The organism is Kitasatospora sp. NBC_01560, assembly GCF_045208415.1.
Lineage (GTDB): Bacteria > Actinomycetota > Actinomycetes > Streptomycetales > Streptomycetaceae > Kitasatospora.
In genome coordinates this window covers 2742941-2761719 of the sequence record NZ_CP109364.1, presented here as the reverse complement: position 1 = coordinate 2761719, position 18779 = coordinate 2742941, and the positions used below count along the sequence as shown (strand labels likewise).

Annotated in this window: 16 protein-coding genes; 9 read left to right on the top strand and 7 right to left on the bottom strand. The window is 73.8% G+C overall.

Features of this window, described 5'->3' with window-relative positions; translation table 11 throughout:
• Window positions 1-335: 335 nt before the first annotated feature.
• Window positions 336-2759, top strand: a complete 2424-nt coding sequence (locus tag OH807_RS11760) for a lamin tail domain-containing protein (RefSeq protein WP_406197305.1) — start codon at window positions 336-338, stop codon at window positions 2757-2759.
• A gap of 82 nt (window positions 2760-2841) precedes the next feature.
• On the opposite strand, the gene OH807_RS11755 is transcribed toward OH807_RS11760, so the two are convergent.
• On the bottom strand, window positions 2842-3786 hold the full coding sequence (locus tag OH807_RS11755) for an SGNH/GDSL hydrolase family protein (protein WP_406197303.1): 945 nt from the start codon (window positions 3784-3786) through the stop codon (window positions 2842-2844).
• 361 nt (window positions 3787-4147) lie between these two features.
• Here OH807_RS11755 and OH807_RS11750 point away from each other — a divergent pair, with 361 nt between their 5' ends.
• Entirely contained in the window at window positions 4148-5803 is a 1656-nt protein-coding gene (locus OH807_RS11750) for an FAD-binding dehydrogenase (protein WP_406197300.1), read from the top strand.
• Window positions 5804-5951: 148 nt separating this feature from the next.
• Window positions 5952-7949, top strand: a complete 1998-nt coding sequence (locus OH807_RS11745) for a serine/threonine protein kinase (protein WP_406197297.1) — start codon at window positions 5952-5954, stop codon at window positions 7947-7949.
• Window positions 7950-8012: 63 nt separating this feature from the next.
• On the opposite strand, the gene OH807_RS11740 is transcribed toward OH807_RS11745, so the two are convergent.
• The gene (locus OH807_RS11740; RefSeq protein ID WP_406197295.1) at window positions 8013-8657 is read right to left on the bottom strand and encodes an NADPH-dependent F420 reductase; all 645 of its coding nucleotides are present in this window, start codon (window positions 8655-8657) and stop codon (window positions 8013-8015) included.
• A 104-nt stretch (window positions 8658-8761) separates the two neighbouring features.
• On the opposite strand from OH807_RS11740, the gene OH807_RS11735 reads away from it, so the two are divergent.
• Window positions 8762-9139, top strand: a complete 378-nt coding sequence (locus tag OH807_RS11735; RefSeq protein WP_406197293.1) for a winged helix-turn-helix transcriptional regulator — start codon at window positions 8762-8764, stop codon at window positions 9137-9139.
• A 7-nt stretch (window positions 9140-9146) separates the two neighbouring features.
• Here the strand turns inward: OH807_RS11735 and lepB are convergent, their stop codons facing one another.
• Together lepB and OH807_RS11725 are read right to left on the bottom strand one after the other, a co-directional pair.
• Window positions 9147-9815, bottom strand: a complete 669-nt coding sequence (gene lepB, locus OH807_RS11730; RefSeq protein ID WP_406197291.1) for a signal peptidase I — start codon at window positions 9813-9815, stop codon at window positions 9147-9149.
• Between the two features lie 176 nt (window positions 9816-9991).
• Complete coding sequence (locus OH807_RS11725; protein WP_406197289.1) at window positions 9992-10342, bottom strand: ArsR/SmtB family transcription factor; 351 nt, start codon at window positions 10340-10342, stop codon at window positions 9992-9994.
• Between the two features lie 88 nt (window positions 10343-10430).
• On the opposite strand from OH807_RS11725, the gene OH807_RS11720 reads away from it, so the two are divergent.
• The 4 genes from OH807_RS11720 (at window position 10431) to OH807_RS11705 (ending at window position 15037) form a co-directional block, all read left to right on the top strand.
• A complete protein-coding gene (locus OH807_RS11720; protein ID WP_406197287.1) occupies window positions 10431-12407 on the top strand; it encodes a heavy metal translocating P-type ATPase in 1977 nt (658 codons plus the stop codon).
• 6 nt (window positions 12408-12413) lie between these two features.
• Window positions 12414-12818, top strand: coding sequence for a (2Fe-2S) ferredoxin domain-containing protein (locus OH807_RS11715; protein WP_406197284.1), 405 nt, complete (start codon window positions 12414-12416; stop codon window positions 12816-12818).
• A gap of 82 nt (window positions 12819-12900) precedes the next feature.
• Window positions 12901-13152: a hypothetical protein gene (locus OH807_RS11710; RefSeq protein WP_406197282.1), complete on the top strand. Its 252-nt coding sequence runs from the start codon at window positions 12901-12903 to the stop codon at window positions 13150-13152.
• A gap of 217 nt (window positions 13153-13369) precedes the next feature.
• Entirely contained in the window at window positions 13370-15037 is a 1668-nt protein-coding gene (locus OH807_RS11705; RefSeq protein WP_406197279.1) for a fibronectin type III domain-containing protein, read from the top strand.
• A 117-nt stretch (window positions 15038-15154) separates the two neighbouring features.
• On the opposite strand, the gene OH807_RS11700 is transcribed toward OH807_RS11705, so the two are convergent.
• The gene (locus OH807_RS11700) at window positions 15155-15637 is read right to left on the bottom strand and encodes a peroxiredoxin (protein ID WP_406197276.1); all 483 of its coding nucleotides are present in this window, start codon (window positions 15635-15637) and stop codon (window positions 15155-15157) included.
• Window positions 15638-15914: 277 nt separating this feature from the next.
• On the opposite strand from OH807_RS11700, the gene OH807_RS11695 reads away from it, so the two are divergent.
• A complete protein-coding gene (locus OH807_RS11695) occupies window positions 15915-17003 on the top strand; it encodes a sugar ABC transporter substrate-binding protein (protein WP_406197273.1) in 1089 nt (362 codons plus the stop codon).
• A gap of 84 nt (window positions 17004-17087) precedes the next feature.
• Here the strand turns inward: OH807_RS11695 and OH807_RS11690 are convergent, their stop codons facing one another.
• Both OH807_RS11690 and OH807_RS11685 read right to left on the bottom strand, forming a co-directional pair.
• Window positions 17088-17420, bottom strand: coding sequence for a YnfA family protein (locus tag OH807_RS11690; protein ID WP_406197270.1), 333 nt, complete (start codon window positions 17418-17420; stop codon window positions 17088-17090).
• A 106-nt stretch (window positions 17421-17526) separates the two neighbouring features.
• Complete coding sequence (locus OH807_RS11685; protein ID WP_406197267.1) at window positions 17527-18741, bottom strand: pyridoxal phosphate-dependent aminotransferase; 1215 nt, start codon at window positions 18739-18741, stop codon at window positions 17527-17529.
• Window positions 18742-18779 lie beyond the last annotated feature (38 nt).

Here is an 18779-nt window from a genome sequence, read left to right as displayed (position 1 = left end):
GTCCGGCCGGAAAACCCGGCCCGGGGCGGGGCGGTGACGCCGAGTCTGTAGCGGGGATCACACCGCCGCGGCCTTCCCCCCGGACGGGTCGGGGGGCCGTACCGATTGTTAACCGCCGGGGTCTTGTCGCGTCATTTTCTACGCGCGTATCTTGAGCGCTGCGGGGGGCGGTTCCCGGCTCCCGTGCCCTTTTCTACGCGAGTAGCGCGCGCTGCGCCTACCCGGCCCACCTGTTGACCCACCCTCACGGCCCGGCGGCCCCACGTCTGCCGGCGAACGTGCCGCCCCGTTGCCGTGCCGCCGCGCGCCACGGCAGACCAAGGAGTCCCGCCCCGGTGACCACGTCCCCCGCTCCCCGCTCGCGCCGCGCACTGCTCCGTGCCACCCTCCTCCCGGCCGGCCTGGCCGCCTCGCTGGTGCTCGTCCCGCTGCCGGCCGCCGTGGCCGCGCCGTCGGCCGACGCGGTGATCGCCGAGGTGTACGGCGGTGGCGGCAACTCCGGCGCCACGCTGAAGAACGACTTCGTCGAGCTGGCCAACAAGGGCGGTGCCGCCTTCGGCCTGGACGGCTGGAGCGTCCAGTACATATCCGGCACGCCCGGCGCCGGCTCCCAGTGGGGCGTCACCCCGCTGACCGGCACGGTCGCCCCCGGTGCGCGCTACCTGGTGGCCGAGGCGGCCGGCGCGGCGGGCACCGTCGACCTGCCCACCCCGGACGCGGCCGGCTCGCTCGCGCTCTCCGGCACCAGCGGCACCGTCGCGCTCGTCCGCGGCACCGACCCGCTGACCTGCAAGACCGCCGCCGACTGCGCCGCCGACCCGCGCGTGCGTGACCTGGTCGGCTTCGGCACCGCCGTGGTCCACGAGGGCTCGGCGGCCGCGGCCGGCGCCTCCAACACCGCCTCGGTGGCCCGCCGGACCGGCCTCGCCGACACCGACGACAACGCGGCCGACCTCGCCGCCGGCGCCCCGACGCCGACCAACAGCAAGGGCGAGGTCGCCGAGGGCAGCACCCCGACCGGCCCGACCGAGCCGGGCACCGTCCGGATCCACGACGTGCAGGGCGCCACCCGCCTGTCCTCCCGCACCGGCAAGACCGTGGCCGGCGTGCCCGGCATCGTCACCGGCGTGCGCGGCTACGGCTCCAAGGGCTTCTGGATCCAGGACCCGAACCCGGACGCCGACCCGGCCACCAGCGAGGGCATCTTCGTCTACACCGGCAGCGCCACCCCGACCGTCAAGGTCGGCGACTCGGTGCTGGTCACCGGCAAGGTGACGGAGTACTACCCGAACTTCAACGGTGGCTCGCAGTCGCTCACCCAGCTGACCAACCCGGCCGTCACGGTGGTCTCCTCCGGCAACCCGCTGCCCGCGGCGGTCGTGGTGGACACCCGCAACATCCCCGGCACGTACAGCCCGCAGGCCCCGGCCGGCGGCACCATCGAGTCGCTCCCGCTCGACCCCGAGAAGTACACCCTGGACTTCTACGAGTCGCTGGAGGGCATGCGGGTCGAGGTCAAGGACGTCCGGGTGGTCCAGGCGACCGACAAGTACAACGAGCTCTGGGTCGCCGCGGACAAGCAGGACCAGAAGAGCCGGCGCGGCGGCGTGCTGTACGAGTCCTACGCCGAGCCCAACGTCGGCCGTCTGATGATCCAGCAGCAGGCCCCCGTCGCCCAGCAGCCGTTCCCGGTGGCCAACGTCGGCGACGTGCTGACCGGCAGCACCAGCGGCCCGCTGGACTACAACAGCTTCGGCGGCTACACCCTGGTGGCCGGCCCGCTCGGCGCGCTGCAGGACAACCACCTGGCGCGCGAGGTGACCGCCCAGGCCACCGACCGCGAACTCACCCTCGCCACCTACAACGTGGAGAACCTGGCGCCCGGCAACCCGGACAGCAAGTTCGCCGAGCTGGCCCAGGCCGTCGTCACCAACCTGCGCTCGCCCGACATCATCGCCCTGGAGGAGATCCAGGACAACAACGGCGCCAAGAGCGACGGCACGGTGGACGCGAGCCAGACGGTGGCCAAGTTCACCGCCGCGATCAAGGCGGCCGGCGGCCCCGCGTACGACTGGCGCTCGATCGACCCGGAGGACGGCAAGGACGGCGGCGAGCCGGGCGGCAACATCCGCCAGGTCTTCCTGTTCAACCCGCAGCGGGTCTCCTTCACCGACATCCCCGGCGGCTCCGCCACCTCCGCGGTGGACGTGGCCGGCACCGGCGCGGCCACCGCGCTGACCGCCTCGCCCGGCCGGATCGATCCGGCGAACGAGGCGTGGGCCAACAGCCGCAAGCCGCTCGCGGGCCAGTTCTCCTTCCGCGGCCAGAAGGTCTTCGTCATCGCCAACCACTTCAACAGCAAGGGTGGCGACCAGGGCATCGACAGCCGCTTCCAGGCTCCGGCCCGCAGCTCCGAGGTGCAGCGGACCAAGCAGGCCGTCGTCGAGCAGGCCTTCATGGCCAAGCTGCTGGCCGCCGACAGGACCGCCAAGGTGGTCTCGCTCGGCGACTTCAACGACTACCAGTTCTCGCCGGCGCTCGGTGCGCTGACCAAGGACGGCGTGCTCCGCGACCTGGTGAACGAGCTGCCGGAGAAGGAGCAGTACTCCTACGTCTACCAGGGCAACTCGCAGGTGCTGGACCACATCCTGGTCAGCCCGGAGGTCGGGTACGCCAAGTACGACGTGGTGCACATCAACAGCGAGTTCGCCCAGCAGGCGAGCGACCACGACCCGCAGGTCGTCCGCATCAAGCCGTGACGGCCTGACGGTCTGACGGTCTGACGGCAGTCCCGAGGGGGCGGTGACCGGATTCCGGTCACCGCCCCCTCGGGGTTCGTGGCTACCGCAGGGCGGCCAGCACCGCGTCGGCCATCACCTTCTCGCCGGTGGCGTTCGGGTGGAACGGGACGGCCGGGGAGCCGGGCAGCGCACCCTCGATCCAGCGGTCGTCCGAGCAGACGTCGTGGCCGGCGGTCGGGGTGGCGGTGTCCACGTAGGTGGCGCCGTTGGCGGCCGCGGTGGCCTTCAGCATGGCGTTCAGCCGGTTGAGCGTGCCGTACATGTACTCCACGTCGCCGGCGGTGACGGGCTGGCGGAGGAAGCACGCCGAGCCGTCGGCGGGCAGGACGGAGGGGTAGCCCACCAGCAGCACCCTGGCCTTCGGCGCCTTGGCGTGGATGCGGTTCAAGGTGTCGGCGATCTGCGGCTTCGCGGTGGCGATCCGGTCGGCCAGGTCGTCGTTGCCGTACTGCCAGGACCAGCTGGACCAGTCCCAGTAGCCGTGGTGGAAGACGTCCTTGCAGGGCGTGCCGAGCGGGTTGACGACGGCGCCGGCGATGCAGACGCCGACCAGCTCGCCGAGCCCGAGGTCGGTGGCGCCGAGGTCGTTGCCGCCGATGCCGAGGGTCACCAGGTCGGTGTCGGCGGTGACGGCGTCCAGCTGGGGGTCGTTGACCCGGAGGATGGCGTCGTACTGCGGCTGCGTCATCGCCTTCACCTTGGCGGCGGCGCAGGTGACGTCGGTGTAGGCGCCGGCCTTGAGCGCGGCGGCCACCAGGTGGCCGTAGTTGCGGTCCGAGCGCAGGCAGAGGCCGGCCGACTGGCCGGGCACGCCGGCGCCGGCGGCGTAGGAGTCGCCGAGGGCCACGTAGTGGTGCGGGGCGGGGGTGGCGGCCTGCGCGCTGGTGGAGGTCAGGGCGAGGGCGGCGCCCAGGGCGGCGGCGCCGAGCAGGGCGGGCTTCCGGGAGGCACGGGTCGTGCGGCGTTTCCGGGCAGGGCGGAGCACGGTTCCTCCTGGGGGAGAGAAACAACAGTGGGTGGGGGTCACGCACGCCGGGGCCACAGCTACTACTGACAGGTAAGTTACTGCCAGGTTTCGTATCCGTCCATGCAGTGCGCCGAATTTACCGAAAATCCGTCAGAAGCATTTCGGAATAACGCTCCGATGTGTATCGAAGGTATTTCCGAAACGCCTCGGAGCGGAATTCGTGCCGCTGCTCGTCACGCCCCGCGCCCCACCCGGACTACCCCGCGGCCCCCCGGCGGCGGTCGGCCGCGCCGCCGCTCACCCACTGGTTGACGTGCCCCGCCGGAGGCCGCAGTATCGGGCGCACGCGCACCGCCGGAGCACCGATGGAGGACCCCGCATGGCCCTGGACGCCGACGTCATCGTCATCGGAGCCGGACTCGCGGGCCTCGCCGCGACCGCCGAACTCGCCGACGCCGGACGGAAGGTGATCCTGCTCGACCAGGAGCCGGCGGCCTCCTTCGGCGGCCAGGCGCACTGGTCCTTCGGCGGGCTCTTCCTGGTCGACTCGCCCGAGCAGCGCCGCCTGCGGATCCGAGACTCGCACGACCTCGCCCGGCAGGACTGGCTCGGCACCGCCGGCTTCGACCGCCCCGAGGACGCCTGGCCGCGCCGCTGGGCCGAGGCGTACGTCGACTTCGCGGCGGGGGAGAAGCGGGCCTGGCTGCACGCCCAGGGGGTGCGGTTCTTCCCGGTCGTCGGCTGGGCCGAGCGCGGCGGCCTGCACGCCGACGGCCCCGGCAACTCGGTGCCCCGCTTCCACATCACCTGGGGCACCGGGCCCGGCCTGCTCGCCCCCTTCGTCCGCCGGGTCCGCGACGCGGCCGCCCGCGGCCTGGTCGACCTGCGCTTCCGGCACCGCGTCACCGGACTGGCGGCGACCGCCGGCGTCACCGACACGGTGACCGGCGAGGTGCTGGTGCCCAGCGCGGCGGCCCGCGGCGAGGCCAGCTCGCGCGAGGCGGCCGGCCGGTTCGAACTGCGCGCCCAGGCCGTGATCGTCACCTCCGGCGGCATCGGCGGCAACCACGACCTCGTCCGCAAGGCCTGGCCCGCCCGGCTCGGCACCCCGCCGGACCGGATGCTCTCCGGGGTCCCCGCGCACGTCGACGGGCTGATGCTCGGCATCACCGGCGAGGCCGGCGGAAACCTGATCAACGGCGACCGGATGTGGCACTACACCGAAGGCATCGAGAACTGGGACCCGATCTGGGCCCGGCACGGCATCCGCATCCTGCCCGGCCCGTCCTCGCTCTGGCTGGACGCGCACGGCCGGCGGCTGCCCGTCCCGCTCTTCCCCGGCTTCGACACCCTCGGCACGCTGGAGCACATCCGCTCCACCGGGCACGACCACACCTGGTTCGTGCTCAGTCAGAAGATCATCGAGAAGGAGTTCACCCTCTCCGGCTCCGAGCAGAACCCCGACCTCACCGGGCGCTCCCTGCGCGGCGTCCTCGCCCGGGCGCTGCCCGGCGCACCCGGCCCGGTCCGGGCCCACCTGGAGCACGGCCCCGACTTCGTCGTCGCCGGCAACCTCCCGGACCTCGTCCGCGGCATGAACGCCAAGACCCACGAGGCGCTGATCGACCTCGACGAGCTGCGCCGCACCGTCGAGGCGCGCGACCGGCAGCTGGCCAACCCGTACGCCAAGGACCTCCAGGTGACCGCCGTCCACGGCGCCCGCCGCTACCTCGGCGACCGGCTGATCCGCACCGCCGCCCCGCACCGCATCCTCGACCCGGCCGCCGCCCCGCTGATCGCCGTCCGGCTGAGCATCCTGACCCGCAAGTCGCTCGGCGGGCTGGAGACCGACCTCTCCGCCCGGGTGCTGCGGCCCGGCGGCGAGGTGCTGGCCGGGGTGTACGCGGCCGGCGAGGCGGCCGGCTTCGGCGGCGGCGGCGTCCACGGCTACCGCTCGCTGGAGGGGACGTTCCTCGGCGGCTGCCTCTTCTCCGGCCGCACGGCGGGGCGGGCGGCGGCCGCGGCGACGGCGTAGCGGGCTCGCGCGGCCCGGGTGGCCCGGTGGCCGCGACCGGCGACGGGGGGCCGCCGGTGCCGGCGGGGTGGGCGGCAGGGGAGACTGTCGGCAGCGCGGACAGCGTTGTTGACGGCCCGTCGGATCGGGCATCACGGAGGGGACGGGGATGACTGGACGGGGGGCCGTACTCGGGGGCCGCTACACGCTGACCGAGTGGATCGGCGGCGGGGGCATGGGGGCCGTCTGGCGCGCCGACGACCGAATACTGGGGCGGCAGGTCGCGGTGAAGGTCCTGCACGCCGGGCTGCTGGAGGAGGGGACGTTCGCCCGGCGGTTCCGCCGCGAGGCGCAGCTCCTCGCGGCGATCAGCCACCCGGGCATCGTGGACGTCCACGACTACGGGGAGAGCGGCGGCGCGGAGGAGGGCGGCGCCGAGGGTGAGCGGATCGCCTACATCGTGATGGAGCTCGTCGAGGGGCGGCCGTTGGACAAGGTCCTCACCGAGGACGGTCCGATGACGCCGGAGCAGGCCCTGGGCATGCTCGCGACGGCGCTCGACGCGCTGCACGCCGCGCACCAGCAGGAGATCGTGCACCGGGACGTCAAGCCGTCCAACCTGATGCTGGGCGCGGACGGCCGGGTGACGGTGACGGACTTCGGCATCGCGCGGGCCCTCGTCAGCACCACGCTCACGGCCACCAACGTGGTGATCGGCACCGCGCTGTACATGGCGCCCGAGCAGGCCGGCGGCACGGGCGTGACCCCGGCCTCGGACCTCTACTCGCTCGGCGTGGTCTGCTACGAACTGCTCACCGGCACACCGCCGTTCACCGGTGAGAGCGTGGTCGAGGTCGCGCTGAAGCACGTGCAGCAGCCCGCGCCGGAGCTGCCGGCCGAGTTTCCGCGGGAAGTCCGGGAGTTCGTCGCCCGGGCCCTGGCCAAGGCGCCCGGGGACAGGTTCGCCGACGCCGCCGCGATGGCCGCCGCGGCCCGGGCGGCCGTCGGCGACGCGTCGGTGCCGGTCGCCGCGGTGGTGCGGCCCGTCCGGCCGGCCGCCCCCGCGGCGCCGGCGGCCGGCGCCGCGGAGGTCGCCAGCGTGACCCCGCGGACCAGCCCCGAGCCCGCCGCGCGCCGGCCGTGGCGCCGCTTCCTGGTGCCCGTCGTCGTCCCGGTGATCATCACCACGAGCGCCGCCACCGTCCTGCTGGTCGACCGCCTGCCGTTCCAGTCGCAGGCGCAGGCCCCCGGCGGGCAGCCCGCCGCCCCGGTGTCCGCCTCCACGATCGGTGGTGCGTCGACGGGCACCACGCCGTCCGGCGAGCAGGCCCCGACCACGCCGCCGCCCACCGAACCGGTGCCGGGCGCCACCCCGGCCGCACCGACCGACACCCCGCCCGCACCGAACGCCGCCGGCCAGCCGCCGGTGCCGCAGCCGGGGACCGGGGCCACGGCGGGCGGCGCCGGGGCCGCGGGCGGCGGCGCGGGGGCCGCGGCCGGTGGCGGGTCCGCCGGCCAGGGCGGCACCCCGCCGAAGACGGGCGGCGGCGGTGCGGCCGGCGGCAGTGCCTCGGGAGGCGGTGCGGCGGCCGGCGGTGCCGCGGCGGGTGGTGCGGCGGCCGGGGGTGGTGCCGCGGGCGGGGCCGCTCCGGCGCCCGCGCAGCCGGCCCCGTCGGCGCCCGCGTCCAGTCAGGCACCGCCCGACCCGCCGGCCCCCAAGCAGCCGACGACGACGAACCCGCCGGCCGGCTGCGGCGGCGCGAACTGGGGCGCCATCGTCAACGTGGCCGACGGCCAGCAGCTCGGCCTGGCCACCGCGGGCCCGTCCGCCGGCGCCGCCGCCGTCATGGGCGGGACGACCGCCTACGGCTGGGTCCGGTCGGCACCGGACCCGGGCGGCTGGTACCAGATCTACCCGTGCAGCCTGAGCAGCCCGGCCCTCGTCCAGGACACCGACTTCTCGAACCAGGCGTACCAGAAGGTGATGCTCTCGTCGGGCTTCAGCTTCATGCAGAACTGGTCGGTGGTCGGCACGGGTGCCTCGGGCACCTACTACCTGAAGGACTACATGGGCTCGACCTGCCTGACCGACAACGGCTCGGGCAAGCAGGTCACCATGACCACCTGCACCCCGGGCAACAAGTTCCAGCAGTGGAGGATGTCCTGATGCCCTGATCGTGGCCGGTGCCCTGTTGCCCGATCCCTCGATCGCGTGATTCCCGGCCCCCCGTCAGCCCGTGCCGCCGGCGTGGGCGAGCGGGGGGAAGAGGGCCCGGACGTCCCGCCCGGCGAACCAGAGGCCGATCGCGAAGGCGGTGGCCGCCTCCAGCAGCCCCGCCCGGTCCAGGCCGCCGGCCGGCACCGGTTCGGCGCCCAGGCCGGCGACCAGCCTGCCGACCAGGGCGAGGGCGGCCGGGTCGTCCCCGCAGAGCGGCACCGCGAGCGGGCGTCCGTCGAAGACCGGCGGGGTGAGCCGCCAGACGCTCTCGTGGCACACGTTGAACGCCTTCACCACGTGCGTACCGGGCGCGGCGGCGGCGATCCGCTCGGCCATCGACGGTCCGCCGGCGGTGGTCAGCACGAGGCCGGGGGCGATCGGGTTGGTGCAGTCGATCAGCACCCGGCCGGCCGGCGGGGCCGCGGCGGCGACCACCTCCTCGGCCCGCTCGGCCGGGACGGCCAGCAGCACGGCCTCGCCGAAGGCCGCGGCCGCCGCCGGGCCGGCCACCGCGCGGGCGCCCGCACCCGCGTGTGCGGCGGCCGCGGCGGCCCGGGCCGCGTCCCGGGCGCCGAACGCCACCTCGTGCCCGGCCGCGGCCCACTGCCGGCCCAGCCCCTGCGCCATGTTCCCCGCCCCGATGATGCCGATCCGCATGCGGAATCCCTTCTGCGGCGGCCCGGTCGGCCGCGTCGGGATGACTCTAGGAACGCCGATGGTTACCGATCGGTGCGTGACGTGAACGGGAGAGGGGAGTGCCGATGGCGGCGGACGACGGGCCGGTGGAGCAGGCGGACTGGGTGTTCCTGGCGGACTGCCGGGCCCGCCTGGCCTTCGACCTGCTCTCCCACACCTGGAGCTCGGTGGTGCTCTGGGCCCTGCGCGGCGCGCCGCAGCGCCCCGGCGACCTGCGGGCCCGGATCGGCGGTATCAGTGCCAAGGTGCTCACCGAGACGCTGCGCCGGCTGGAGTACAACGGCCTGGTGGAGCGCCGTAGTTACCCCGAGGTGCCGCCACGCGTCGAGTACGGGCTGACCCCGCTGGGCCGCACCCTGCTGCCCGCGCTGGAGTGGCTGGGCGCGTGGGGCTTCCGGCACGGCGACGAGGTACTGGCGGCCCAGGACCGGGCGCAGGACTGACGGCCGGTCAGGCGGCGGGTGCGGTCCGGCGCCTGCGGCGGGCGGCGAGCGTGGCGGTGACGACGGTGGCGACCAGTCCGGCGACGGCCAGCAGTCCGCCGCCGGCGAGGACGGTGAGCGGGCCGAGCAGCTTGCCCGGGAGCGGGCCCGAGTCCGCGCCGTCGTGCCAGACCACGCGCTCGCGGACCGTCGTGACGGCGATGCTGCCCGCCTCTCGTTCGAGGTACAGCCGGGAGTCGACCGAGTCGGCGCGGTGGTCGCCGAGCAGGAAGAGCCGCCCCTCCGGGACGATCGCGGAGTAGGCCCGTGAGAAGCCGTCGGCGTCGCCGCCGTGCAGGTAGGGCTCGGTGAGCGGTTGCCCGTTCAGGGTGACGTGCCCGTCCACGCAGCAGGCGACGCGGTCGCCGGCGATCCCGATGACGCGCTTGACGACCAGCCCGCGCATGTCCCAGGGGCTGTCGACGAGGACGATGTCGCCGCGCCGCACGTCGGAGTCGCGCACCTTCTCGGTGATGACCCGCGAGCCCCGTTCCAGGGTCGGGGTCATCGCCGCACTGGGCAGCGCGTGGACGGAGAAGCCGAGCACGATCAGGGCGGCTCCGAGAGCGCCGGCCAGCAGTCCGGTCACCGCCGCCCCTGTGGACGTCCACAGCGGCCACTTCCTGGGGCTGGTCATGCGCATCCTCCCTCGATCCGCGAACGGCCTGCATCCTGCGCGGACGCGCGGAGGCCGGGTGCGGCGGGTGGATCTTCGCAGACGCGGTCGGGCGGGGCGCCTCGGGGGCGTCCGTTGTGCCGGGCCCTGCCGCGCCGGCCCCGGTCGGCCGGTGCGGGTCGGTCGGAGCTCGCCGGTCAGCGCTCGTCGGTGAGGCCGAGGCGCAGGTGGTCGACGTGGTAGACGGCGTGGTCGAGGAGTGCGGCGACGTGGTCGTCGTGCAGGGAGTAGACCACCGAGCGGCCGCGGCGTTCGCCGACCACCAGGCCGAGGTTGCGGAGCAGGCGGAGCTGGTGGGAGCAGGCGGACTGCTCCATGCCGACGGCGTCGGCGAGTTCGGTGGCGGCCCGGGGGCCCTCGCGGAGCTGGGCGAGTATCAGCAGGCGGGAGGGGGTGGCGAGGGCCTGGAGCGTGCCGGCCACCTTGGCCGCGTTGGATGCGTCGAGGCGCATCTGCGGCACGGTGTTCTCGGCTGCTGCGTGTCCCATGGGGGCATCCTACGGGGCGGTCCGGCGGGCGGACCAGGGTACATGAACGCATGAAGGTGTGTTCATATGTTCCTGTATGGTGGCGCCCATGTCCGTCACGCCCGCATCCGGCACCCTGCTCACCCGGCCCCCGGCCCCCGCACTCCCCGTGGCCCCGCAGCCACGCCGCACCCGGGTGCTGGCCCTGCCCGAGGCCCGCTGGGCGGCCGCCGCCACCGCCGCCTTCCTGGCGGCCGTCCTGGTGCAGCTGCTCGGCGGCCCGGCCTGGGCGACCGGCCCGCTGTACGCCGCGGCCTACCTGGCGGGCGGCTGGGAGCCGGCCCTCGCCGGGCTCCGGGCGCTGCGCGGGCGCACCCTCGACGTCGACCTGCTCATGGTGGTCGCCGCGCTCGGCGCGGCCGCGATCGGCCAGGTGCTGGACGGCGCCCTGCTGATCGTGATCTTCGCGACGAGCGGTGCGCTGGAGGCGCTGGCCACCGCGCGCACCGCCGACTCGGTCCGCGGCCTGCTCGACCTCGCCCCCGCGACCGCCTGCCGGCTCACCGCCGACGGCAGCGAGGAGATCGTGCCCACCGCCGGGCTCGCCGTCGGCGACACCGTCCTGATCCGCCCCGGCGAGCGGATCGGCGCCGACGGCCGGGTGCTGGACGGCGCCGGCGACGTCGACCAGGCCACCATCACCGGCGAGCCGCTGCCCGCCGCCAAGACCGTCGGCGACGAGGTGTTCGCGGGCACCCTCAACGGCGCGGGGGTGCTGCGCGTCCGGGTCGACCGGGAGGCCGCCGACACCGTGATCGCCCGGATCGTCACCATGGTCGAGGAGGCGTCCGGGACGAAGGCGCCCACCCAGCTCTTCGTCGAGAAGGTCGAACAGCGCTACGCCGCCGTCCTGGTGGCCGTCACCCTGCTGCTCTTCGCCGTCCCGCTCGCGTTCGGCGCCGAACTGACCGCCACCCTGCTGCGCGCCATGACCTTCATGATCGTGGCCTCGCCCTGCGCCGTGGTGCTGGCCACCATGCCACCGCTGCTCTCCGCGATCGCCAACGCCGGCCGGCACGGCGTCCTGGTCAAGTCGGCGGTGGTGATGGAGCGCCTGGGCCAGGTCGACGCCGTCGCCCTGGACAAGACCGGCACGCTCACCGAGGGCGCCCCGCGGGTGACCGAGCTGCGCCCGCTCGGCGGCGTGACGGAGGGCGAGCTGCTCACCCTCGCCGCCGCCGCCGAGCACGGCAGCGAGCACCCGCTGGCCCGGGCGGTGGTCGCCGCCGCCCGCGGGCGCGGTCTGGCGGTGCCCCCGGCCGAGGGCTTCACCTCCACCCCCGGCGTCGGCGTCCGGGCGCTGGTGGGCGGCGCGGTGGTGGCGGTCGGCGCTCCCGGCCCCTACCGCGGCCTGCCCGCCGTCACCGAGCTGGAGGCGGCCGGCCGGACCACCGTCCTGGTGCTGCGCGACGGCGAGCCGGCCGGTGTGCTCGGCCTGGCCGACCGTCCGCGGGAGCAGGCCGCCGCCGCCGTCCGGGGCCTGACGGCGCTCACCGGCCGCCCGCCGGTGCTGCTCACCGGTGACAACCGGCGCGCCGCCGAGCACCTCGCCCGCGAGGTCGGCCTGACCGACGTCCGCGGCGGGCTGCTGCCGCACGACAAGCTCGCCGCGGTGCGGGCCCTCGCGGACGACGGCCGCCGGGTGCTGATGGTCGGTGACGGGGTCAACGACGCCCCGGCGCTGGCCGCGGCGCACACCGGCGTCGCCCTGGGCCGGGCCGGTTCGGACCTCGCGCTGGAGACCGCCGACGCGGTGGTGGTGCGGGACGAACTGGTTGCCGTCCCGGCCGTGGTGGCGCTCTCCCGGCGGGCCCGCCGGCTGGTCGTGCAGAACCTGGTGATCGCCGGCGGCTTCATCACCGTACTGGTGGTCTGGGACTTGGCAGGTACGCTGCCGTTGCCGCTCGGCGTCGCCGGGCACGAGGGCTCCACCGTGATCGTCGGCCTCAACGGCCTTCGGCTGCTGCGCGAACGGGCATGGCGGCGGGCCCTGCCGAACGAGGCCCCGGGCCACGAGGAGAGCTGAGGCACGATGAGCCGTCGAGACCGCGACCGCGCCGGGAAGGCCACCGCCCCGGTGACCGTCACCGTCTGCCGGGGCTGCTGCTGCGGCACCCAGGAGAAGCACCCGGGCGTCGACCACGCCGGCCAGTACGAGCGGCTGCGTGAGGCCGTCGGCGCGGCGGGCAAGGTCCGGGCCGTCAAGTGCCTCGACGCGTGCGCGCAGTCCAACGTGGTGGTGGTCGGCCCGTCCAGCGAGGGCCGGGTGGCGGGCGGCCGCCCGGTCTGGCTGGGCTGGGTGCTGGCCGACGACATGATCGACGAGATAGCCGAGTGGGTGCAGGCGGGTGGCCCCGGCCTGGCGGACCCGCCCGGACTCCTCGACCTCCAGCAGATCAGCGTCTCCCGCCGGGTCCGGGACGGCCTGCCCGGCTGATCCGGTCCGCCGGGGGCCGACCGGACGGCGCGCCGGGGCACTACCATTTCCGGGGGCGCCCCGGCTTGGGAGGAATCACCACGTGACCACGGTCTGCCGTATCTGCGCGGGCACCGGCCGCACCGCCGGCCTGAGCTGCCGCACCTGCCAGGGCACCGGGACGACCGAGGTCGGCGGCGGCGGCGGCAACTGCTTCCTCTGCGACGGCACCGGCGTCTACGTCCGCTACCGGGTCGACGCGGGCGGCGCCAAGCACGCCTACCGCGACGAGATCTGCCGCACCTGCGACGGCACCGGCAACCGGGCCCCCTCCACCTGGGACGAGGCCTCCTGACCGCCTCCTGACCGCCCGGCAGCTGCGGGCCCGACAGCTGAGGCCCCGTCGGGGCAGGTCACGGTGCCGACCGGACGGATGATCCGTCCGGGAGCCACCCCCCACCGGGTCCTTTGCCGAAGCATGGTCGAACATTGGCGTTCGACTGACCGGCACGCCGGGGCTCGTTCACCGCGCGTCCGTGTGCGGTCCACGCACCGCTGGAAGAGTCCCGCCCATGGATATCCCCAACATGGGCGTGCCCGCGAAGCTCGCCGACCGCATGAGCATGGCCGAGCAGCACGAGTACCTGCGGGCCCGCTTCTCCCGCCGCCGGATGCTGCGCACCAGTGCCGTCACCGTCGGCGCGCTGGCAGTGGGCGGTGCGCTGGGCAGCGGCACCGCGAGCGCCGCGCCGGCCTCCCCGCAGCTGCTGACCGGCGGAGTGGCCGACGGCATCGACGGCTCGCTGGTCGCGCCGATCGGCCGTCACCTGGCCTTCGGCGCCGAGCCGGACACCCAGTTCCGGGTCTCCTGGCAGGTCCCCGCGCCGGTGAAGAAGCCGTTCCTGCGCTACGGCAAGCAGCCGTGGGACCTCAGCCACAAGGTCCAGGCCGAGGTGCGCGCCCTGCACACCGCCGCGCTGACGCCGACCGGCCAGCCGGTGGACCAGTACTACCTGCACGTGGCGCTGGAGGACCTCCAGCCCGACACCACGTACTACTACGGTGTCGGCCACCAGGGCTTCGACCCGGCCTCGCAGCAGGCGGTCTCCACCCTGAGCACCTTCCGCACCGCGCCGTCGCGCGACCACCGCTGGGGCAAGGTGTACGAGCCGTTCACCTTCACCGCCTTCGGCGACCAGGGCGTCAGCGCCCACGCGGCCGGCAACGACCACATCATCCTGGCCCAGAACCCGGCCTTCCACCTGCACGCCGGCGACATCTGCTACGCCGACGCCGCCGGCTCCGGCACGGACCCCGACAAGGCGCGGTACGACGCCAGGACCTGGGACGCCTTCCTGGCACAGACCGAGACGGTGGCCTCGAAGGTGCCGTGGATGGTCTCCTACGGCAACCACGACATGGAGGCCTGGTACTCGCCCAACGGCTACGGCGGCGAGAACTCCCGGTTCTTCCTGCCGGACAACGGCCCGGACCCGCGTGCCGTCCCCGGCGTCTACTCCTTCCGCTACAAGAACATCGGCGTCATCTCGCTGGACGCCAACGACGTCTCCTACGAGATCCCGGCCAACCTGGGCATCTCGGCGGGCAAGCAGACCAAGTGGCTGCAGCGGACCCTGAAGGACCTGCGCAACGACGAGACCATCGACTTCGTCGTGGTCTTCTTCCACCACTGCGCCTTCTCCACCACGGTCGCGCACGCCTCCGAGGGCGGGGTCCGCGAGGCGTGGGTGCCGCTGTTCGAGAAGTACCGGGTGGACCTGGTGATCAACGGTCACAACCACGTCTACGAGCGCACCGACGCGATCCTCGGCAACAAGGTCTCCAAGGCGGTGCCGAGCGGCGCCACCGTCGAGCCGGCCACCGACGGCGTGGTGTACGTGACGGCGGGCGCGGCCGGTCGCAGCCTGTACAACTTCGGTGCCCCGGACACCTACGAGGGCCACGAGAACCGGGTCGACTCGGTGGACACCTACCACTTCGCCAAGGGCGGCGTGAAGGTGACCGAGAAGGTCGAGTGGTCCCGGGTCCGCTACACCGGCTACTCCTTCATCAAGGTCGACGTGACCCCGGCGCACCTGGGCCAGAAGTCCGCGATGAAGGTGACGGCACTGGCCGAGGACGGCACCCAGGTCGACCACTACACCATCCTGCGCAAGGTGGGCGAGGGCTGGGACAGCAGGACCGACGACGACGGCGAGGGCGGCGGCTGGGGCTGGTAGCAGCCGCGCGCACGCGCACAGGTGGCCCGGCCGGGGATCCCCGGCCGGGCCATCGGCGTGTCGGCGGCCGGCGCGCCGGTGCCCGGTGGGTCAGAGCGCGGCCAGCTGCCCGGTGGGTCAGAGCGCGGCCAGCTGCTCGGCGAGCGTGTCGCTGTGCTGGAAGGTCAGCCCGGCCAGGGCGACGTGCCGCCAGCGGACGGTGCCGTCGCCGTCCAGCACGAACACCGAGCGGCGCAGCCCGAGCCCGGGGACGGCGATGCCGTAGGCGCGGACGACGGTGCGGTCCGGGTCGGCCAGCAGCGGGAAGCCCAGGTGGTGCTTGCGGGCGAACTGCTCGTGGCTGTCCAGGCCCTGCGGGCTGATGCCCCAGACCGTGGCGCCCAGCCCGCGGAAGCGGTCGAGGTCGCTGCTGTACGAGCAGAGCTGCTTGGTGCAGACGGGGGTGTCGTCACCCGGGTAGAAGACCAGCACCAGCGGGCCGCCCTTGGCGTCGGCGAGCCGGTAGTCACGGCGTTCGGTGCTGCCGGTCTCCTCGTCCAGCAGGAGGCCGGGCAGGGTGAACTCGGGTGCGGGGGAGCCCACCTGGGGCGGTTTCGCCATCGTCGGGTCGTCCTTCGGGTGCGGCGGGCGGGGGTCGCCGCCCACCCTACGCCGGGCCGTGGCCCCGGAGGCTTCGCCCGTTCCCGTTGAAGAGTTGACGCCGATCTCCGGTGGCTTCGCGAACGTTCTGCGCAGATGTGTGCACGGTCTTCACTTCATAACGAATCGAGCAGGGTGATAACGAGTTGCCCCTTCAGTTATTGACGGAATGCCCGGGCGCGGATTGACTCCGTCCTCTGCCGCAACGCCGCGGCGACGTCAGGAGGCACCCCCCACCATGAACAGAACGACCCGTCGTACGGCCGCGGGCGCCGCCGTCGCGGCGATGGCCCTCTCCCTCGCCGCGTGCGGGCAGAGCGAGGAGAAGCCCCGGGCGGACGGCGTGGCGAGCACGACGGTCGGCCTGCTGCTGCCGGAGAAGACCTCCTCCACCCGGTACGAGGCCTTCGACAAGCCGCTGATCGAGTCCACCGTGGGCTCGCTCTGCACCGGGTGCGTCATCGACTACGCCAACGCCGACGGGGACGAGGCCGCGCAGAAGCAGCAGTTCGACGACCTGCTGGCCAAGGGCGTCAAGGTGATCATGCTCGACCCGGTGAACGCCAAGGTGACGGCCCCGTGGGTGGCGGCCGCCGAGGCCAAGGGCGCGAAGGTCATCGCCTACGACCGGCTCGCCGAGGGCAAGGTCGCCGCGTACGTCTCCTTCGACAACCAGCGCACCGGCGAGATCCAGGGCCAGGCCCTGCTGGAGGCGCTCGGGCCGAAGGCCGCCACCGCCCAGATCGTGATGATCAACGGCGCGGAGTCCGACCCCAACGCGGCGATGTTCAAGGCCGGCGCGCACCGGGCGCTCGACGGGCGGGTCAAGAAGATCGGCTACGAGCAGTCCGGCGAGTGGAAGCCCGAGGTGGCCACGGCCAAGACCAACGAGGCCGTCCGAACTCTCGGGAAGGACGGCATCCAGGCCGTCTACGCCGCCAACGACGGCATGGCCGCCGCCGTCATCGAGGCGCTCAAGGCGGCCGGGATCAAGAACGTCCCGGTCGGCGGCCAGGACGCCTCGATGGACGCGGTGCGCCGGGTGCTCACCGGCGAGCAGGCCTACACCATCTACAAGCCCTACAAGCCGGAGGCGGACGCCGCGGGCAGCATCGCCGTCCAGCTGTTGAAGGGGATGGACATCAGCTCCGCGGCCAGCGCGGGCGTCGACAGCAACGGGCTGCGCATCCCCTCGCTGCTGCTCACCCCGATCGTCGTGACCAAGGCGAAGATCCAGGCCACGGTGGTCGGCGGCGGCCTCTACAAGGCGGCCGAGATCTGCGCCGGACCGTACGCGGAGGCCTGTGCGGCAGCGGGCGTGAAGTAGCGGCGGGTGTGAAGCGGCCGGCGTGCGTCGAGCAACCGGCAGCCGTGGGGCAACCGGTGGCCGGCCGGGGTGGCCGGCCGGCGCTCAGCGCCGGGGGCCGTACATGATCACGGCGACCCCGGCCAGGCAGATCAGCGCGCCGGCCACGTCGTAGCGGGTCGGCCGGAAGCCGTCCACCACGACGCCCCAGAGCAGCGAGCCGGCCACGAACACCCCGCCGTACGCGGCCAGCACCCGGCCGAAGTGGCTGTCCGGCTGGAGCGCGGCGACGAAGCCGTAGCCGCCGAGGACGACCACCCCGATCCCCGCCAGCCACCACGGCCGCGACTCGCGCACGCTCTGCCAGATCAGCCAGCAGCCGCCGATCTCGGCGAGTGCGGCGAGGGCGAACAGGGCGGTCGAGCGCAGGACGGTCATGGTCGACAAGCCTACGAGCCGCGGTGGGCAGGCCTACGAGCCGCGGTGGGCAGGCCGGGACCGGGGAGCGTGGGGACACCCCGGGCCCGGCCTGCCCACCGCGGCGTCAGACCTGGCGGTAGCTGGTGAGAAAGCGTCCGATCCGGTTGATCGCCGTCTCCAGGTCGTCGGCCCGGGGGAGGGTGACGAAGCGGAAGTGGTCGGGGCGGGGCCAGTTGAAACCGGTGCCCTGGACGACGTGGATCTTCTCGCGGAGCAGCAGGTCCAGCACGAACTGCTCGTCGTCGACGATCTTGTGCACCGCCGGGTCGAGCTTGGCGAAGGCGTACAGCGCGCCCTTGGGCTTGACGCAGCTGACGCCGGGGATCTCGTTCAGCGCCTTGTACGCGACGTCGCGCTGTTCGGCGAGCCGGCCGGTCGGCAGCACGAGGTCGTTGATCGACTGGTGGCCGCCGAGCGCCGCCTGTACCGCGTACTGGGCCGGGACGTTGGGGCACAGGCGCATGCCGGAGAGCATGGTGAGGCCCTCCAGGTAGCTGGCGGCGAGCTGCTTGGGCCCGGAGACGACCAGCCAGCCGCTGCGGAAGCCGGCCACCCGGTACGACTTGGAGAGGCCGTTGAAGGTGAGGGTGAGCACGTCGTCGGCGAGCGCGGCCAGGCAGTGGTGCTCGGTGCCGTCGTAGAGGATCTTGTCGTAGATCTCGTCCGCGAGGACCATCAGGTGGTGCCGGCGGGCGAGTTCGAGGATGCCCTCCAGGAGCTCCTTCGGATAGACCGCGCCGGTCGGGTTGTTGGGGTTGATGACCACGATGGCCTTGGTGCGGGCGGTGATCTTTGCCGCGATGTCGTCGAGGTCGGGGTACCACTCCGCCTCCTCGTCGCAGGCGTAGTGCACCGCCTTGCCGCCGGCCAGCCGGACCACGGCCGTCCAGAGCGGGTAGTCCGGCATCGGGACGAGCACCTCGTCGCCGTCGTCCACCAGGGCCGTGACGGCCATCTGGATCAGCTCGGAGACGCCGTTGCCGAGGTACACGTCGTTGACGGTGACTCCGCTGACACCGCGCTGCTGGTAGTACTGCACGACCGCGCGACGGGCCGGCAGGATGCCCCGGGAGTCGCTGTAGCCGTGCGCGTTGGGCAGGTTCCGGATGATGTCCTGGATGATCTCTTCCGGTGCCTCGAAGCCGAACGTGGCCGGGTTGCCGGTGTTCAGCCGCAGCACGCTGTGCCCGGCCTCCTCCAGGGCGTTGGCCTGGTCGACCACCGGACCCCGGATCTCGTAGCACACGTCCGCCAGCTTGCTGGACTGCCGAAACTCCACTGCGGCCTCCTGACCGTCACCCGCATTGTCCCTGGTTG

Bases quoted from the DNA above. Each gene is read 5' to 3' on its own strand.
- OH807_RS11750 (WP_406197300.1), top strand. From the start codon at position 4,148: ATGGCCCTGGACGCCGACGTCATCGTCATCGGAGCCGGACTCGCGGGC.
- OH807_RS11745 (WP_406197297.1), top strand. From the start codon at position 5,952: ATGACTGGACGGGGGGCCGTACTCGGGGGCCGCTACACGCTGACCGAG.
- OH807_RS11740 (WP_406197295.1), bottom strand. From the start codon at position 8,657: ATGCGGATCGGCATCATCGGGGCGGGGAACATGGCGCAGGGGCTGGGC.
- OH807_RS11735 (WP_406197293.1), top strand. From the start codon at position 8,762: ATGGCGGCGGACGACGGGCCGGTGGAGCAGGCGGACTGGGTGTTCCTG.
- lepB (WP_406197291.1), bottom strand. From the start codon at position 9,815: ATGACCAGCCCCAGGAAGTGGCCGCTGTGGACGTCCACAGGGGCGGCG.
- OH807_RS11725 (WP_406197289.1), bottom strand. From the start codon at position 10,342: ATGGGACACGCAGCAGCCGAGAACACCGTGCCGCAGATGCGCCTCGAC.
- OH807_RS11720 (WP_406197287.1), top strand. From the start codon at position 10,431: ATGTCCGTCACGCCCGCATCCGGCACCCTGCTCACCCGGCCCCCGGCC.
- OH807_RS11715 (WP_406197284.1), top strand. From the start codon at position 12,414: ATGAGCCGTCGAGACCGCGACCGCGCCGGGAAGGCCACCGCCCCGGTG.
- OH807_RS11705 (WP_406197279.1), top strand. From the start codon at position 13,370: ATGGATATCCCCAACATGGGCGTGCCCGCGAAGCTCGCCGACCGCATG.
- OH807_RS11700 (WP_406197276.1), bottom strand. From the start codon at position 15,637: ATGGCGAAACCGCCCCAGGTGGGCTCCCCCGCACCCGAGTTCACCCTG.
- OH807_RS11695 (WP_406197273.1), top strand. From the start codon at position 15,915: ATGAACAGAACGACCCGTCGTACGGCCGCGGGCGCCGCCGTCGCGGCG.
- OH807_RS11690 (WP_406197270.1), bottom strand. From the start codon at position 17,420: ATGACCGTCCTGCGCTCGACCGCCCTGTTCGCCCTCGCCGCACTCGCC.